This is a genomic window from Rhizobium sp. TAL182 (assembly GCF_002117725.1).
GTDB classification, from domain to species: domain Bacteria; phylum Pseudomonadota; class Alphaproteobacteria; order Rhizobiales; family Rhizobiaceae; genus Rhizobium; species Rhizobium esperanzae.
This window is the reverse complement of record NZ_CP021024.1, coordinates 2,306,991-2,324,903: the sequence shown is the minus strand read 5'-3', so window position 1 is coordinate 2,324,903 and position 17,913 is coordinate 2,306,991. Positions and strand designations below refer to the sequence as shown.

Genomic DNA, 17,913 nt, shown 5'->3' with positions numbered 1-17,913 from the left:
TAGGAGCTATTTAGTAATGCGACAGTTGGGCCAGTCAGAGATGCGACAGTCTCGCCTCCTCGCTTACCCGCCCGGCTCCACAAAGATGGACGCACCTGTGCGTGCCGACTGACGATATTCCCCACTGGATTGTCTTTCCTGCAACCAGATCGACGGTTTAGCGTTGCCTTAAAGAAACTGTGCAAGGATGCAAGCCTGTCATTCACACTGGCGACCTGATGAAGTTTCGAAGACATACAAAGGCAATTCGCAGCCTCGCGGGCTCCCTGATGAGCCATGCGAGCGCCTTCGCTCCGGCACTATTTGCGGCCATTATCGCAGCCATCGTCGTCTGGGTGGCAACGAACTGGCGGCTTGAGCGGTCGTTGGCCGACGAACGCTCGGTTGTTGCCGGCGAGCTTGCGACGATATCATCTCGACTTCAGACAAACCTCAACAGCAATGTGAAGCTGTTGCAAGGTTTGGCGGCGGGTATCGCGGTCGATCCGGCGATGGGCCAGAACAAATTTTCCAAACTTGCCGCGCAGATTCTGCAGCCTGATTCACAATTGCGAAGCTTCGCTGCAGCGCCCGACATGGTGGTCCAGTGGGTTTATCCGGAAACAGGAAACGAAAAAGCCATCGGACTCGACTACCGAAAAAATGAGAAGCAACGGGCCGCTGCGATGCTGGCGCGCAACACCCACAATATCGTTCTCACGGGCCCGGTGGAACTTGTCCAAGGCGGAACGGCTTTCGTTGTCAGGTGTCCGGTTTACGTCGACGACGGAAACAGCCAGATCTTTTGGGGTCTGCTTTCTGGAATCGTCGATATTCCGAGGCTATACCGGGATAGCGGCCTTAGTTCGACCGACCTTGAGATCGCCATCAGCACGACGCCGGAGCCGAATTCGCCCAAACAGGTCTTTCTCGGCAGCCTGGAAACTTTTGGGAAGAAGCCGGTCGTCGCCTCCGTCGATATGACTTACGGCCGATGGTCCCTCGCCGCACTTCCCAGGAATGGCTGGGGCCAGAATAACGGCATCGGCACTTTTGAGCTCTATGCCAGTCTGTTGGCCTTGTGCGTTGTTGCACCGATCATCTGGGTGGGCTTTCTGACCAAATCCCGCCAGAAGACCATCGAAAAACTTCGCCTTCACAAGAGCAAGCTCGTCCGAGCCCGACAGAGGCTGGAGCACCTGTCGCTGCATGACGCCCTCACCGGGTTACCCAATCGGCGGTTTGTCGACCAGATGATTTCGCAGCCGCCGAGGCCCGATCCGCAGGACCGTCTGATCCTCATCCATATCGACCTTGACCGGTTTAAAGAGATCAACGACACGAAGGGGCACGCCGGCGGCGACATGGTCCTGCAGACAACCGCTTCGCGGCTTGCCGATTTGACCGGCCCGAACGATGTCGCAGCGCGCATCGGCGGAGACGAGTTCGTTGTCGCCAGCTGGAGCACCAATCCCGAGCCTAAAGCAGCCGAATTGGCCAGACAGATTGTCGACGCGCTGCAGCAGACCATTTTTATCGATGGAGCTGGTTATGTGGTCGGCGCCAGCGTCGGTGTCGCCTGGGAGACTGAAAGCGCCCGCGACCGCGACCTCGGCCAGCTGCTTCTGAATGCCGATCTGGCGCTGTACGAGGCGAAGAAAGCCGGCCGCGGCCGCGCGGCCGTTTTTACCGAGGAGCTTCGCAGCGCGGCAATCCATGCAAAAGAACTGGCGGATGAATTCAATCAAGCGCTCGAACGCGATGAACTCGTTGCATTCTTCCAGCCGCAGTTCAATGCAAACACGCTTGATATCGCAGGTGTCGAGGCGCTTGCCCGCTGGGATCATCCGCGAAAAGGTCTGCTCGGCCCGAACGCGTTTCTGGATGCCGCGGAAAAACTGGGGCGCAGCGGCGACATGGACAGGCTGATCCTGCAAAAGGCGCTGTTCGAGCTGACGCGCTGGGACGGCTTGGGGATGCAAATTCCACGGGTCTCCGTCAATATTTCAGCGCGCCGGCTGGCGCAGGCAAATCTGCTCGCGGAGCTGTCCGCGCTTCCCGCAGCGAAGGGTCGCCTATGTTTCGAGCTGCTCGAGACAATCTCCTTCGACGAGCTTCAGCCTGCTCTCAACGAGGTCATTCCGGCAATCAAAGCGCTCGGCATTGAAATCGAGATCGACGATTTCGGCACGGAACATGCCAGTATCGTCAGCCTGCTTCGATTTGAACCGCGACGGCTCAAGATCGACCGAGAGATCATCAAGCCCATCATCGCCTCCCCCTCGCAACGCCGTCTGGTCTCCTCCATCATCGAAATCGGCCGGTCGCAGAACATCGACATCGTTGCCGAGGGCGTGGAGACAATGGAGCACGCGAAGATCCTGAAAGATCTCGGTTGCCATTTGCTCCAGGGTTACGCCCTGGCCCGACCCATGACCTCGGATCAGTTGATCGAATTTTGCCGGATGAAGGGCACGGGAACGGCAAAGGCAAGCCGATAGACTGCTCAAGCCGCCTCGGTGACGAGCTTCGTATTGAGGTAACTCTCCATTGCTTCAGAGCCGCCTTCCGAACCGTAGCCGGAGTCTTTTATGCCTCCGAAAGGCAATTCCGGCAGCGCCAGCCCATGATGATTGATCGACAGCATGCCGCTCTCGATATCGCGGGCAAGGGCTGCGCTGGTCTTTGCCGAAGTTGTATAGGCATAGGCCGCCAGGCCGTATGGCAGGCGGTTGGCTTCCGCGATGGCAGAATTGTAGTCCGAAAATGCACTCACTATCGCCAAGGGGCCGAATGGTTCTTCGCTGAGCACGCGGGCATGTTGTGGAACGTCGGTGAGAACCGTCGGCTGGAAGAAGTTGCCGAGATTGCCGATCCTTTTGCCGCCGGTCGCAATCTTCGCACCGTGCATCACCGCGTCGGCTGTCAGCGCCTCCATGGCCCCTACCCGCCTCGCGTTGGCAAGCGGTCCCATGGTCACGCCGTCGCTCAATCCATCGCCGACCTTAATCGCTTCGGTCGCCTTTACCAGGCCATCGAGGAATTTATCGAAGACGGGTTCCTGTATGAGAAACCGGGTCGGCGCCACGCAGATTTGCCCGGCATTTCGAAACTTCGCAGTGGCCAACAGTCTGACCGCAAGATCGATATCGGCGTCGTCGAACACGATCGCCGGCGCATGGCCTCCGAGTTCCATGGTCACCCGCTTCATGTGGGCGCCGGCCAGGGAGGCAAGCTGCTTGCCGACGACGGTCGATCCGGTGAAGGAAATTTTCCGGATAATCGGGTGCGGGATCAGGTGATTTGAAATATCGGCCGGCATCCCGAAAACGAGATTGAGAACGCCCGCCGGCAGACCCGCCTCGGCAAAGGCGCGAACCAGTTCAGCACAGCTTGCCGGAGTTTCCTCCGGCCCCTTCAATATGATCGAGCAGCCGGCCGCAAGGGCGGCCGAAACTTTGCGCACGGCCTGGTTCAGCGGAAAATTCCAGGGGCTGAAGGCCGCCACCGGGCCAATAGGCTCCTTGATCACCATCTGCCTGACATTGGCCGCTCGCGGTGGGATCAGCCGGCCGTAGGCACGGCGGGCTTCCTCGGCAAACCAGTCTATGATGTCGGCAGCCGCGGCTGCCTCTGCCTTGGACTCGGCGAGCGGTTTGCCTTGTTCCAATGTCATTATTCGAGAGATCGCCGCAGAGCGCTGCCGCAGGATCTCCGCCGCCGCATGCATCAGCTTTGCCCGCTCGAACGCACTTATGCGCCGCCACTGCTCAAACCCGGCGGCGGCGGCCGAAAGCGCTTCGTCGAGATCACCAGCGCCGGCATTGGAAACACGGCCGATGACGTCGCCCGAAGCCGGATTGACGACGGTCAGATCGTCGTTTGAACCCTGCCTCCAGCGGCCATTGATATAAAGTTGGGTATTCGGATATGCCGACATTCAGCTCTCCACCGCCTCTAGTAACCGAGCGCGCAACCATCTTTTCGATGATCGGAGGCGCCCAGCAGCGTGTTGTTTTGATCGTCTATCCAGATCGCCTGGGCGCCGCCGATCGCCCAATTCGGTGCGACGACCTTGAAGCCGCGAGCTTCAAGATCACGCCCGATCGAGGTTCGCAGAAGCGCTTCGGTTTCGATTGATGTGGTGCCGGGCAGCGGAAAGAGCCGAGGCAGATCAATCGCACTTTGTATGTCCAGATTGAAATCGAACAGCTTGGAGAGGAAGTGGGCATGGCCCATCGCCTGATAGTGCCCACCCATCACGCCGAAGGACAAAACGCTTTTACCATTGCGGGTGACCAGACCCGGGATAATCGTGTGCATGGGCCTCTTGCGCGGCCCCATCGCGTTCGGATGCCCCTGCTTCATACTGAAGCTCTGGCCGCGATTGTGGAACAAGACGCCGGAATTCGGTGCCATCACTCCGCTTCCGTAGGAATGGAAGATCGAGTTGATGAAGCTGGCGACATTTCGATCCTTGTCGACAACGGAAATGTAGACGGTGTCGGCATGCTCGACGCCGTCGATAACGGCCCCGGCATCGGCGATGGTGTTCAGGTCGATCCTGGCGGCAAGGCTGTCGGCGAGTTCATCGGACAACAGGAAGTCGACCGGAGCGTTTGAGGCGGCCATGTCGGCGACCCATCGATCACGAGCCGCATAAGCCAGCCGCGTGGCCTCGACTTCGATGTGCAGATTGTCCACACCAAGCGGGTCGCCTTTGCGTTCGAACCGCTCCAGGATCTTCAGGATCATCAGAGCGACAATGCCCTGCCCGTTCGGCGGACATTCATGCACCGTCCATCCGCGGTATCTCGCGCTGACCGGCTTCACATATTCGCCGGCAGCTGAGGCAAAATCCTCAACTGTATGGAGGCCGCCAAGGGAATTCAGCCGGGTCACCATGTCGGCTGCCACTGGACCGCGATAGAAGCCGTCACGGCCCGACGTTGCGATCGTTTCCAGCGTCTGCGCCAGTTCCGGCTGAGATTGAACCGATCCGACCGGCGGAGCCTGATCATCGATCAGGAAAAGGCGACGGGTCGATGGATCGCGCAGCAGCAAGTCACGTTGATTCGAAATGTCGGCGGCAACCCGTGGCGTGATCGCATAGCCGTCGCGCGCCAGTGCAATTGCCGGCGCAAGAATTTCCGACAGCGGCATCCTGCCGTGATCGGCAACGAGGCGGGTCCAGGCGTCCACCGCCCCAGGAACGGTCACCGCATGCGGCGATGACCGCTCGATCGAAGAGATGCCGTTTTCCCGAAACCAGGCAAAATGTGCCGCCGCCGGCGTGCGTCCCGAGCCGTTATAGGCAACGACATCATCATTTCCATTCGACGCCAGCAGCGCAAAGCAATCGCCGCCTATGCCGGTGGATCCAGCCTCCACGACACATTGGACGGCGCAGGCGCCGACGGCGGCGTCGATGGCCTTGCCGCCGGCTTTCAGGATCTCGATCGCGGTCAAAGTCGCCATCGGGTGTGATGTCGCGGCCATGCCATTGCGGCCGACGGCCATCGATCTTCCCGGCAATTCGAAATTTCGCATATCGTCGCTTCCTTCGCTCAATAGAGGCCGGTTGCCCTCGCCCATGTATAGGTATCATCCAATGCGCGCGTGGAGCGATCGAACAATTCGTGGATCTCAGCCTCGGTGATGATAAGCGGCGGGCAAAGCGAGAAGTTGTCGCCAAGGGCGCGCGTGATGACGCCATGGACCTGGGCCTGCTTGCCTGCGTGAATGGCAATGCCGTCCGTCGGCTTGAACGGCTCTTTCGTTTCCTTGTTGCGAACCAGTTCAAGGGTGCCGATGAGCCCACGACCGCGGGCGTTGCCGACGAGCGGATGGTCGCCAAGCTCGTTCAACCGCCGCTGGAACACCGGGGCGATGGTGCGGACGTGGCCAATGATGTCACGTTCCTCGTAGATTTTCAGGGTTTCCAGGGCTACGGCCGTCGCGACCGGATGGCCGCTATAGGTGAAACCATGTCCGAATGTTCCGATTTTCTCGCTCTCGGCAACGACAGCGGAATGGATCTTTTCATTGATCATCAGCGCGGAGATCGGCTGGTAAGCTGCCGAAAGCTGCTTTGCCATGACGATCATATCCGGCTTAATCCCGAAGCTTTCCGAACCGAACATCGTGCCGAGCCTGCCAAAGCCGCAGATGACTTCGTCGGCGATCAGCAGCACGTCGTATTTCTTGAGAATCGCCTGGATCTTCTCGTAATAGGTTGGCGGCGGAACGATGCAGCCGCCGGATGCCATCAATGGCTCGGCGAAGAATGCGCCGATGGTTTCCGGTCCCTCGGCGAGGATCATCTGCTCAAGCGAGTTGGCACATCGCGTCGCGAATTCTTCCTCCGTTTCACCCGGGCGGCCATAGCGATAAAACTCCGGGCAATCGGTATGCAGCACCCGATCAATCGGCAGATCGAAATCGCGGTGATTGTTCGGCAACCCGGTGAGGCTGGCCGAAGCAATGGTCACGCCGTGGTAAGCCCGCATGCGCGAGATAATCTTCTTCTTTTCCGGCATGCCGATGGCATTGTGATAGTACCAGACAAGCTTCATGGCCGTGTCGTTGGCCTCGGAACCCGAATTGGCGAAGAACACTTTCGACATGGGAACCGGTGAAAGCTGAATGAGCCGTTCGGAAAGCTCGACCGCCGTCTCATGCGTTTTGCCGCCGAAGCTGTGATAGAACGGCAATTCCTTCATCTGGCGAGTCGCGGCGTCTACCAGACGTTGTTCGCTGAAGCCCAGCGACGCGCAGAACAGCCCGCCAAGACCTTCGATGTATTTGTTGCCTTCGCTGTCGACGATATGGATCCCCTCGCCCCTGGTGATCACCAGCGGGCCGTCCTTCAGATGCTGCGAAGCGTTCGTATAGGGATGAAGAACAAACGCAGCGTCGCGGGATTCGACGGAGTTGAGAAGGATGGTCACAGAGGTTCTCCAAATGTGGGTCTATTTCATTGGCGACGCGCGGTAAAGCTGCGCCGGTCAGCCGGCGCGACCTACTCGGTGCGCCGGCTGCCAATTGCTGCCGTGGGAGCTTTGCCGCTTAATCAATCAAGGGATGTCTTGATCCATTTCTGAGCAAGTTTGTTGATCGTGCCGTCGGCTTCCGCCGCTTCGATGGCCGCGTCGAACATCGACTTCAACACCGTGTCGTCCTTGCGAAGACCTGCCGCGATCCCCTGTCCAGAGACCCCGCCTTTGAAGGTCGGGCCGGCGATCTTGTAGTCCTTGAAGTCGTCCTTGCCGAGCGTTGCGGTCAACGACGTTTTCTGCGCGACGACGGCGTCGATGCGACCGGCCTGGAGGTCGAGATCATGCTGCTCGACGGTCTTGTATTCTCTTGGATCGACAACGCCCTTGAAATAGGTGTCGAGAAAGACTGCGTTCGCCGTCGACACCTGGGCGCCCACGGCCTTGCCTTTGAGAGCGTCCCGAAGCGGCTGCAATTCCTGCTCGACCTTCGCCTTGTCCGCAGCGAGGTCGACCGTCGTCCCGGTCCCCGGCAGATCTGCAAGAGGACCGGTTTTCTCGACCATGAAAGCGGCCGCGGTCGGAGCATAGGGCTTGCTGAAGGAGATGACGGCAAGGCGCTTTTCGGTCACGATCATCGAGGCCATGATGGCGTCGAACTTCTTGGCATTGAGCGATGGAATGAGCCCATCCCAGTCCTGCGCGACGATGGTGCATTTCACCTTCATGCGCCCGCAAAGGTCGTTGGCGAGATCGATCTCGAACCCTGCCAGCTTGCCGTCGGGACCGGTAAAATTCCAGGGCTCGTATGCGCCCTCGGTCGCAATGGTGATTTCGGTTGGTTTCGTCTGCGCAGCGGCAGCGCCGGCCGAGATGACGCCGAGCAGAGCGGACGTCAGCAAAAACTTTGATACTTGCATGTTTTTATTCCCCTTTTTTGTGCGCCCTGCCCTTTTCCCAAGCAAGGCGGTTGCAGACTCCGCGACGTCCGTTTGCTAGGACGCGCGAACCTTGATTGCCTCGGCCGCAAGGCAGAGGAGTTCGAACAAAATCTGAGCGGCAATTTGCGCCGTATTCGACGTCGGGTCGTATTGCGGAGCGATCTCGACAACGTCGCCGCCGACAATGTTCAAGCCGATGAGACCGCGCAGAATGCCAAGCGCCTGCGCCGAGGTCAGGCCGCCGACTTCGGGGGTTCCCGTGCCTGGCGCAAATGCGGGATCGAGAGAATCGACGTCGAAGCTGACATAGGTCGGCCCCGCCCCGACGATCTCTCTCGCCTTGGCGATGACGGCGCTGATGCCGAGATCACCGACCTCTTCCGCATGAATGACGGTCATGCCGGACGCATACGAGAATTCCCATAGATATTCGGAATTGCCACGAATTCCGATCTGGATCGTCCGCCTGGGATCAAGCACACCGTCCAGAACCGCCTGGCGAAAGGGTCCGCCATGGTGGAATTTGCATCCTTCGAACGAACCGCCCGTATCGCAATGGGCGTCGATGTGGATCATCCCCACAGGCCGATCCCTGCCAACGGCCCTCAGGATGGGAAGGCCGACCGAGTGGTCGCCGCCGACGGCCAGCGGCACGACCCCCGCTTTTATCATGCCGCCGACAAATTCCTCGATATCGTCATGGGATGCCTGAAGATCGAAGCGGCTTTTGAACGGGACATCGCCGACATCGGCAACACGGGCATGGGCAGTCGGGACGGTCCGCAGGACATGATCATAAGGGCCAACGCGGTCGACGTTGCGTACGGCTCTTGGCCCGAACCGCGCGCCCGACCGGTTCGTCACCCCGAGATCCATCGGAATGCCGAAAAGCGCGATATCTATATCGGCAAAACTGGGCGCGGCGTCCGGACGATACGGGGCCTTCAGCAATGTCGGGACGCCGCAGTAAGGCGCCTGGCGACGATCGCCCTCGCCGAAGACCAGGTCGGCCACCTTGCGAAACTCCGGATCGAACATCTCACCGCCTGAAGCGTTCGAAAAGCGCTCCCGCAGTTCGTCCAGACTGAGAATCTCCGGCATCGGACCTCCAGATGTTGCGACCAGATCGCGGGCGACTTTTGAACGCCGGCGAAAAGACGATTGCTTGTTGTAGCCAACATTGTATACATAATCGTATTCCGCTTGATCGAGCAAGAGGGAAAAAGTTATGGTGTCGTTCACCGAGGGGCGAATGGACCAGAGACGGAAGGGGAATCGATTGGCATCGACCAAGACAGAACAGCGAGGATCGTTGCGTGAGAGCACCTATTCGCAATTGAAGGATCTGATCCTCACCGGCCAGCTTCGCCCCTCCGAGCGCCTGTCGGAAGTGACGCTCGCCAAGCGCTTCGGCGTCAGCCGAACACCGCTGCGCGAAGCGCTGATGAAGCTGGAAGAAGAAGGGCTTATCGTCGGTCAGCGGAACTTCGGCTATACGGTGACCGACCTCGACGTCACCAAGTTCTGCAATCTGCTGGTCGTTCGCGAAGCGCTCGACGTTTGCGCCGCGCAACTCGCCTGCGAGATAGCGAGCGAGGAAGACCTCGATCGGCTGCGTGACGTCATTGCCCAGATGGTGGAACTGAAGGATACGACGAACAAGACGCCCTCTGACGCGGCCCGCAACCTTGACCTTGGACTATACATCCATCGCGTCATCGTGGAATCGACCCGAAACGAGGCCCTCGTCAGGGTGACGGATCAAGTTTATCAGCAGCTTCGCCTGGCCCTGTGGCTCGAAGTTCTCTGGGTGGATCTGGAGCACACCGATCTCGACGAACACCGGGCGGTCGCAGACGCCATCTGCGCACGCGACCGGGAGGCGGCGGCCGCAGCAGCAAGAGCGCATGTGCAAAGCTCGCTCAAAAACATGTCGAAGCTCCAGCGCATCTGGGCGCATCGGCGCGCAGCCGACTGACGCGCAACCCGATCTTTTACCAAGGGGTCCCCGCATGGCACCTATCGACAGTTACCTGGCTCTCGTCGGCTTCGAGCAGACGGGTTGGGGTTGGCTACTACTGACTGCGGCCGCGATGACCATCGGTGTGTCCGTCTGCGGCTTCCTGACCGGAACGTTGATCGGGACGGTCATTACCTTCATGCAGCTGTCCCGCCACCTGACCATCCGGTGGCTTGCGGATTGCTACACGACCGTTCTGCGCGGCGTGCCCGACCTTCTGGTCATCTATCTTTTCTATTTCGGCGGCAGCGCATTCCTTGGATCCTTGGGCGGCCTGTTCGGCTATCAAGGGTTTATTGGAATGCCGGCATTTCTAACCGGAACCCTGGCGCTTGGCGTGGTTTCGGCGGCCTATCAGGCTGAGGTATTTCGCGGCGCCTTCAGGTCGGTTGCACGCGGCGAAATCGAAGCCGCCAGCGCCGTCGGCATGCGGCCATGGCCCAAATTCAGGCGCATCGTTGCCCCCCTCGTCCTGCGCTACGCTATTCCAGGCCTCGGAAACACCTGGCAGCTCGTCCTGAAGGAATCGGCATTGATCTCCGTCACGGGTCTCGTCGAACTGCTGCGCCAATCGCAGATCGCAGCCGGATCGACGCGCCGGCCGTTCGAGTTCTACCTGACGGCGGTCGTTCTTTATCTCGTCATCACCTGGCTTTCATCAATCCTGTTCAGACGCATGGAAGCGCGAACGATCCAGGGCACAAGGAGAGCGTTGTGATGGATCTGGGCTTTATGTGGGATACGTTTCTCACGCTTCTGACCGGTTTGCCGCTGACGCTTGAGCTTGCCGTCACGTCCGTCGTGGCAGGCAGCGCGCTGGCGCTGGCGATCTCGCTCCTGGCCGTGACCGGCGGTGAAATAGGCTGCACCATAACCCGCGCCTATGTCTTTGTCTTCAGAGGGTCGCCGCTCCTCGTCCAAATGTTCCTGATCTATTATGGCCTCGGCCAATTCAGACACGGCCTGCAGGACCTCGGCGTCTGGGGGTTCTTTCGCGAACCCTACTGGTGTGCGGTGCTCGCCCTCACTCTGAATACTGCCGCCTACTGCAGCGGAATTTTTCGCGGAGGACTGCTGGCCGTGTCCGCTCAGGAGATCGAGGCGGCTCGCGCTTGCGGCATGTCGGGCATTCTCTTGTTCAGACGGATCATCCTGCCGATCGCCATCAGGCATGCGCTGCCCGCTTACGGCAATGAGATCATCCTGATGATCAAAGCAACAGCGCTCGCGTCTGTCATCACGATCATGGAAGTCACCGGTCTGGCTGGAAAACTGATCGCCGACAGCTTCCGCGCTTTCGAGATCTTCATTGTCGCCGGCGCGATCTACCTCGCGATCATTTTCATCGTCACACGGATGCTCATGGCGGTCGATTTCTGGCTTTCGCCTCATATGCGTATGCGGCTGCAATCTTAAACGGGAGTGTGCATGTCTGACAGGGGAACAGTTTTGGTCAGCGACAACAAGGACAAAAGCGCTGCCGTTTCGGTCAAGGATCTCCGAAAATGCTTCGGCCCGCTGGAAGTACTGAAGGGAATTTCGCTTGAAGCGCATGAGGGGGACGTGATTTCCATCCTCGGCTCATCCGGCTCCGGCAAATCGACGATGCTGAGATGCCTCAATATGCTCGAAATCCCCGACAGCGGGGAAATTCGCATCGGCCGCGAGATGTACGCTCTAAAGAAATCGGGGCACAGAACGGTGCCGGCTGACCGCAGGCAAGTCGATCGGATGCGCGAACACATCGGCACGGTGTTTCAGAATTTCAATCTTTGGTCGCACATGACCATTCTTGAAAATGTGATCGAAGCACCGGTGCACGTGCAGAAGCGCAACCGCGCGGAATGTATCGCGGAGGCCGAAGCTCTGCTCGAACGGGTCGGCATCGCCGAAAAACGAAATTTCTATCCGGCGCATTTGTCTGGCGGGCAGCAGCAACGGGCTGCGATCGCCCGCGCTCTCGCGCAGCGGCCGAGGGTCATGCTGTTTGACGAACCGACCTCGGCGCTGGATCCCGAACTCGTCGGCGAAGTGCTGAAAGTGATGCGCTCGCTCGCTGAGGAAGGTCGAACCATGCTTGTTGTCACCCATGAAATGGCCTTCGCGCGAGACGTGTCGAGCAAAGTGGTTTTTCTTCACCGGGGCGTCGTCGAAGAGACAGGGGAGCCCACCGAGCTTTTCACCCATCCGAAATCGGAACGGTTCCGCCAGTTTCTGGCAGGGACGAGGTGACGTCGTTTGACCTCCGACGCGGATCTCAAGAAACTCAGGCGTTCAACGGCGATCGTTGTTCTGCCGCCTGTTTGACGCTTGCGGGCACGGGGCAACAGGTTCATGCTGCTCTTCTGTTGAGGCCCGTTGGTTCCGGCTGATATAGCCGTCGGATGCCGGGTTCGTGAGATGCCAGCGATGGACTGCGCCGGCTGCGGTTTCGATATTCAGAGCGGTTTTGCTTTCTGTCCGCGATGCGGCGCAAGGCAGCCTCTCTCTTGCGCCGCCTGCGGTTATGCGTGCCAGCCCGATTTTGCCTTCTGCCCCAAATGCGGCGCATCGATTTCAGGCAAAGCCTCGCCTGCGCCGAAGCCGATTATTGAGGTGGTGCCAACGAAATCCGACAGCGATGCCGACCGGCGGCCGGTGACGGTGCTCTTTGCCGATCTCTGCGGCTTCACCACGCTGAGCGAGCAGATCGACCCTGAAGTCATGCGGGCGCTGCAGAACGAATTGTTCGAAGAGATGACCCGGGCGGTGGAAGCCTATGGCGGCTTCGTCGACAAATTTGTCGGCGATGCGCTTCTGGCACTGTTCGGTGCGCCTGCCGCCCATGAGGACGATCCGGTGCGGGCGCTTGGCGCCGCACTTGATATGATCGACCGCGCCGCTACAGTCGGCAAACGCTGGCAATCGCGCGCCGGCGTGCCGCTGCGTCTGCATATAGGCATCAACAGCGGCCCTGTCGTCACCGGCGGTTTCGGCGCCGCCGGTGCGAAATCCTATTCCGTGACCGGCGACACGGTGAACACCGCGCAACGGCTGCAATCCATGGCTGGCGAAAACGATATTCTCGTCGGTCCGCTGACCTATCGCCTAACCCGCCACGCCTTTGCCTTCGACAGCCTCGGCGCGCAGGCATTGCGCGGCAAGAGTGGAAACGTGCTCGTGCATCGGCTGAGCGGGCTGCTGGAAGCGCCGCATACGGCACGCGGGCTCGAAAGTTTCGGCCTTCAGGCGCCGATGGTCGGACGGGACGCGGAATTGTCGCGCCTGCTGACCTGCCTCGATCTTGCCTGTGGCGGGGCCGCGCAGCTCGTCCGCCTGATCGGCGAAGCAGGCATCGGCAAATCGCGCCTGGCCAGCGAATTCGTCGGCGTCGCCGCCGATGCGGACCGTTTCCCCGGCCTTGCCATCCGCAAAGCCAGCTGCTCTCCCCTCGGCGAACAATCCTACGGCACGCTCGCCGCGGTCGTGCGGAGCGCTTACGGAATCGGCGAGCGCGACGATCCCGACAAGACACGGCAACTGCTGACAACAGGGTTCCGTGCCCTCGATCTCAGGCCTGATGACATCGAGGCGCTTTTGCCGCTCTTTCTGCATGTTCTCGGCCTCGGCGATCCTGATGGCGCGCTCCGGCACATCGAGCCGGAACAATTGCGGCGGCAAATCTTCTATGCGGTCCGCACCGTTTTCGAGCGCCGGCTGGCGCAAGGCCCTCTCCTTCTTGTCATCGAGGATCTCCACTGGGCGGATGCCGCCTCGCTGGAGGTGCTGCGCTTCATGATGGACCGACTGGAGCGCAGCCGGCTGATGCTGCTTGCGATCTATCGGCCGACGTCGCAGACGGACCCGCTGGACTCCAATCGCGTCAGCGTCACCGTCCAGCGTCTCGGTCCCCTCCTCGCTGCCGATGGGCAGAAGCTGCTTGCCGCCTTTTTTGGCGAGGGTCACGGCAAGTTGCCGGCGCCGATGCGCAAGCGCATCCTCGATCGCGCCGGCGGCAATCCGCTGTTCATCGAAGAAATCCTGCGCGGGCTGATCGACATGGGTACGCTGCACAATGACGGCCAGCGCTGGCATGTCGCGGCCGAAGACACGGATGTCGATATACCCGTCAATCTACAGGCCCTGTTGCTTGCCCGTGTCGACCGGCTGCCGCAGGAGATCAGGCGTCTGGCGCAGGAGGCGGCGGTCGTCGGCCCGAAGTTCGATACCGCCCTGCTCCGCACCGTCGCGACCGACCCGGCCGGCATCGATGCGGCGCTGGATTATCTCTGCGATGCCAATATCATCGAGGAATTGCGCGGGCCGGACGCCGAGATAGCGCCAGGCTACCGCTTCAGCCAGACGCTGATGCACGATGTCATCTACCACAATCTGCTGCTGCAACGGCGCATGGAGCTTCACCGACGGATCGGCCGGGCGCTGGAACGTCAATATGGCGTGGCGCCCGATCGGGCGGAGCATCTGGCTCAGCTCGGCCATCATTTCAGCCTGACCACCGAAAAGGCCAAGGGCGCCAGCTATCTTATGGCGGCGGGCGATATGGCGCGCAAGATTTACGCCAATGACGATGCCATGCGTCTCTACCGCCAGGCTCTTGCTGCCTTTGCCGACGAGCCGGAGGCGACGCCGGAGCAATCGGCACTGTTGGAGCGCCTTGGCGATCTCTGTGGTCCTGCCGGCCGGCGCGAGGCCGCCCTGAACCATTATCAGCGAGCACTTGCGAACCATCGCGCGAAAGATGATCGGATCGCCGTGGCGAGGATCTTGCGCAAGATCAGCCGCCTGCATCTCGATGCGGGGCGCCGCGATCAGGCGGAGGCCCATTGCGCCGAAGCCGAAGCGATGATCGCGCCGATCGATGCGCCGGTCGAACATGCCCATCTCCTGCAGGAACGCGGCCACCTCGCCTTCCGCACCGGCGACCAGGCTGCTGCTGCCGAATGGGCGACACAGGCGCTGCAATGCCTGCAAACGCTGCCGATCGATGGAACGACGGAGGCTGGACGGGAGGCAGCGCGGGCGATGGCAGAGGCACTGAACACCAAGGGTGCAGCGCTCGCGCGGCTCGGACGCCGCCGTGATGCCGTGCAGGAAGTGGAGCGCAGCCTTTCGGTCGCCGAAAAGGCCGATCTGCAAAGCGCCGCCTGCCGCGCCTATTCCAACCTCGGCGTTCTCTACACGATCGTCGATCCGGCCAACGCCATCAGGATCTGCCGGCGCGGGTTGGAGGTCGCCACCCGTATCGGCGATCTCGGCTTCCAGGCGCGTCTTCTCGCCAATCTCGCGGTCTCCTGCTGCACCTTCACCGATCGCTGCGGAGCCGAAGGCGTCCCGGCGGCCGAAAAGGCGGTGGAAATCGACCGGGCGCTCGATCAGCGCGACCATCTCTCCGTACCGCTGATCGTGCTCGGGCAGATACATCAATGTCATGGGCAGCCGAAGCTAGCTCGTAAGTATTACGAGGAAGCCCTTGAGGTTGCGAAGGAAATTGACGAGCCGCAACTGCTCTTTCCGTGTTATGATGGCTTGGCGACACTGAGCCTTGAACACGACGACATGGATGAAGCGGAACGGTATTTTGCGCTGGCGCAGGATGTGTGCATCCGCCACAAGCTCGACCCCGGCACATTCGTCGTCTTGCCGTTTCTCGACTGAAGGCTTCGTATCTCGCTCTGCATCAATTAGACCAAACGATTCAAGAACATAAAGGGAGGAACTAACAATGCAGGAGAACCACGCCGATAAACCATTACAGCCTGGGGATCGCGCGCCCAACGTCGTGCTGGATGCGATCACCCGCCATGGCAAGATCGCCATCGATGATTTTCGCGGCCAGAAGCCGGTGCTCGTCGGCTTGTTTCGCGGCCTGCACTGCCCCTTCTGCCGCCGGCAGATCGCCGCCATGGCCGAGCTCACCGATGCGTTGCAGGAGAAAGGCATCGACAGCCTGACAGTCGTCAATACGCCGATCGAGCGAGCGCGCCTCTATTTCCGCTACCACCCGCTTCCCAATTTGCTGGCGGCCTCCGACCCCGAACGGGTATCGCACAGAGCCTTCGGCCTGCCGAATATCGAGTTCACCGAATCCGAGAATGAATGGCCGCACAAGGTCAGCATGAGCACGATGTCCTCAATGCGGATCGACATGCCGGGCGAGCTGCCGGAGCCTATGGATGTGATGGCGGCGACCGAATATCTCGACAAGGCCGACGGTTACGAATTCACGGAGGATGACACGCGGATGATCGCCACCGGCCATGGCCAGCTTGTCGGCGAATTCCTGCTCGACCGCGATGGCGTCGTGCGCTGGTGTTTCACGGAAGTCGAGGAAGGTGGCCGCAACTTGTTCGGTGGTCCAGCGCCTCGGGATGTGATGTCTGCAGCGGCGAACATGGCTGTTTGACGCGACTTCCCTGGCGCTTGGGCGGGCCGGCCGCTTCAAGCCGGTAGGCCGGCCTTGCGGTAGACGTCCACGAAATGGCCAAGCGTCCGGGCGTCGCGAAACGGTTCGGTCGCAGCCCAGCGGCGGGTGGAAAAGCCTGGGTTGGCGACAAGGAAGAGCTCGGTTTCCGCCCGCGCCTCGTCGAGCCGTCCAAGCTGAGCCAGGCTTGCCGCCAGGAAACGACGGGAGCTCGTGCGATCGGTTTCGTCGCGACGCAGCGTCTCGACAGCGGCCTCATATTGTCCGGCTGCATATTGCGCCTGGCCGAGCGCCAGATAATACCAGCTTGCCGGAAAGGGATTCAGCCGGAACGCCTTGCGAGCATGTTCGAGGCCCTCGTCAATCCGCCCGGCCAGGACCGTGATGTCGGATAATGCGGCAAAGGTGTCGGCCTCGTTCGGGTCGAGTTCGATTGCCTTGGCGAATTGCGCATCCGCCTCGGCGAAATCGCGTGCATAGGCAAGCAGATAGGCGAGGACCCAACGGCAGCCGGCATCGTTGGGATCGATCACAACAGCCTTGCGCGCCAGCTGCAAAGCAACGTCGCGGTTCGATTCCGTCGGCCCGCCGCTATGGACCCATCCCATCCAGTGGTTCATGGCAAGCCAGCGATAGGCCTCGGCATAGTGGGGGTCGAGGGTGACAGCGCGCGTCAGCATCAAATGCGCTTCCTCAGCCGCCTGCGGGGAATCGTCCATGAGCTTGCGCGCCCGCACGCAAAGATCGTAGGCCTCGAGTTTCTTCGGCCGATTTCGCGGCGGCGGTGCGTGCAGCCGGCCGAGCAGCGCCTCGACGATCCTGCCCGTCACCTCGTCCTGAACCGCGAAGATGTCGTCGAGGCTGCGGTCGAAACGTTCCGCCCAGAGATGATCGCCACTGACGGCGTCGATCAGCTTGGCGTTGATACGAACGCGCCCGGCAGCACGTCTTGCACTGCCTTCAAGCAAGTAGCGCACGCCGAGCTCTTCAGCGATCCCTCGTACCTCGATCGCCTTGCCCTTATAGGCGAAGACCGAGTTGCGGGCGATGACGAACAGGCCGGGCATCCTGGAGAGGTCGGTGATTAGGTCTTCCGTCAGCCCGTCCGCGAAGGATTCCTGTTCGGGATCGGTGCCGATATTCAGGAAGGGCAGCACGGCGATCGACGGTTTATCAGGCAGCGGCAAGGTTTTTCGCTTCACGCCGCTCAGCCGATGCACGGCTCCCGTGAAACGGTAGCCGACGCGCGGAACCGTTGCAATCCATTCGCCGCCGCCGGTGGATGGGCCGAGCAGCTTGCGCAGCTGCGCGATCTGGACGGTAAGGTTGCCTTCCTCGACCGCCAGGCCGGGCCAGGCCGCGTCCATCAGATCGGTCTTCGCAAGGATTTCACCTGGTCGCCCGACGAGCGCTGCAAGCAGCTTCAGCCCGCGGTGGCTGACAGCAACGGGGTTGTCGTTCCGAAGCAGCATTCCCGCATCCGGATCAAGCACGAACGGACCAAAGGCAAAGCGCGATCCCTGCATAAGCGGACCTATAATCCGTTTGGGAGTTTTT

The 17,913-nt window shown here is 60.6% G+C and carries 13 protein-coding genes; 7 read left to right on the top strand and 6 right to left on the bottom strand.

Features of this window, described 5'->3' with window-relative positions; all coding sequences use genetic code 11:
• Window positions 1–218 precede the first annotated feature (218 nt).
• Window positions 219–2,480, top strand: a complete 2,262-nt coding sequence (locus tag Tal182_RS11660; protein WP_085859523.1) for an EAL domain-containing protein — start codon at window positions 219–221, stop codon at window positions 2,478–2,480.
• 5 nt (window positions 2,481–2,485) lie between these two features.
• Here the strand turns inward: Tal182_RS11660 and Tal182_RS11655 are convergent, their stop codons facing one another.
• The 5 genes from Tal182_RS11655 to speB form a co-directional block, all read right to left on the bottom strand.
• The gene (locus tag Tal182_RS11655; RefSeq protein ID WP_085859522.1) at window positions 2,486–3,919 is read right to left on the bottom strand and encodes an NAD-dependent succinate-semialdehyde dehydrogenase; all 1,434 of its coding nucleotides are present in this window, start codon (window positions 3,917–3,919) and stop codon (window positions 2,486–2,488) included.
• Window positions 3,920–3,936: 17 nt separating this feature from the next.
• Complete coding sequence (gene ggt / locus Tal182_RS11650; protein ID WP_085860913.1) at window positions 3,937–5,529, bottom strand: gamma-glutamyltransferase; 1,593 nt, start codon at window positions 5,527–5,529, stop codon at window positions 3,937–3,939.
• 17 nt (window positions 5,530–5,546) lie between these two features.
• Window positions 5,547–6,929, bottom strand: a complete 1,383-nt coding sequence (locus Tal182_RS11645; protein WP_085859521.1) for an aspartate aminotransferase family protein — start codon at window positions 6,927–6,929, stop codon at window positions 5,547–5,549.
• Between the two features lie 122 nt (window positions 6,930–7,051).
• Complete coding sequence (locus tag Tal182_RS11640; RefSeq protein ID WP_085859520.1) at window positions 7,052–7,894, bottom strand: transporter substrate-binding domain-containing protein; 843 nt, start codon at window positions 7,892–7,894, stop codon at window positions 7,052–7,054.
• Window positions 7,895–7,969: 75 nt separating this feature from the next.
• On the bottom strand, window positions 7,970–9,016 hold the full coding sequence (gene speB, locus Tal182_RS11635; protein WP_085859519.1) for an agmatinase: 1,047 nt from the start codon (window positions 9,014–9,016) through the stop codon (window positions 7,970–7,972).
• A 127-nt stretch (window positions 9,017–9,143) separates the two neighbouring features.
• On the opposite strand from speB, the gene Tal182_RS11630 reads away from it, so the two are divergent.
• From Tal182_RS11630 to Tal182_RS11605, 6 genes are all read left to right on the top strand, one after another.
• Entirely contained in the window at window positions 9,144–9,893 is a 750-nt protein-coding gene (locus Tal182_RS11630) for a GntR family transcriptional regulator (protein ID WP_085859518.1), read from the top strand.
• 34 nt (window positions 9,894–9,927) lie between these two features.
• Window positions 9,928–10,653: an ABC transporter permease subunit gene (locus Tal182_RS11625; RefSeq protein WP_085859517.1), complete on the top strand. Its 726-nt coding sequence runs from the start codon at window positions 9,928–9,930 to the stop codon at window positions 10,651–10,653.
• Entirely contained in the window at window positions 10,653–11,351 is a 699-nt protein-coding gene (locus Tal182_RS11620; RefSeq protein WP_085859516.1) for an ABC transporter permease subunit, read from the top strand. The genes Tal182_RS11625 and Tal182_RS11620 overlap by 1 nt, the downstream gene beginning before the upstream one ends.
• Window positions 11,352–11,363: 12 nt before the next feature.
• Window positions 11,364–12,167, top strand: coding sequence for an ATP-binding cassette domain-containing protein (locus Tal182_RS11615; RefSeq protein WP_085859515.1), 804 nt, complete (start codon window positions 11,364–11,366; stop codon window positions 12,165–12,167).
• 177 nt (window positions 12,168–12,344) lie between these two features.
• Entirely contained in the window at window positions 12,345–15,590 is a 3,246-nt protein-coding gene (locus tag Tal182_RS11610) for an adenylate/guanylate cyclase domain-containing protein (RefSeq protein WP_064802625.1), read from the top strand.
• Window positions 15,591–15,657: 67 nt separating this feature from the next.
• Window positions 15,658–16,338: a peroxiredoxin-like family protein gene (locus tag Tal182_RS11605; protein ID WP_064802623.1), complete on the top strand. Its 681-nt coding sequence runs from the start codon at window positions 15,658–15,660 to the stop codon at window positions 16,336–16,338.
• Window positions 16,339–16,373: 35 nt separating this feature from the next.
• Here Tal182_RS11605 and Tal182_RS11600 read toward each other — a convergent pair whose 3' ends face one another.
• Window positions 16,374–17,882 (bottom strand): winged helix-turn-helix domain-containing tetratricopeptide repeat protein, encoded by a 1,509-nt coding sequence (locus Tal182_RS11600; RefSeq protein WP_085859514.1) that lies wholly within the window; start codon window positions 17,880–17,882, stop codon window positions 16,374–16,376.
• Between the last annotated feature and the right edge of the window lie 31 nt (window positions 17,883–17,913).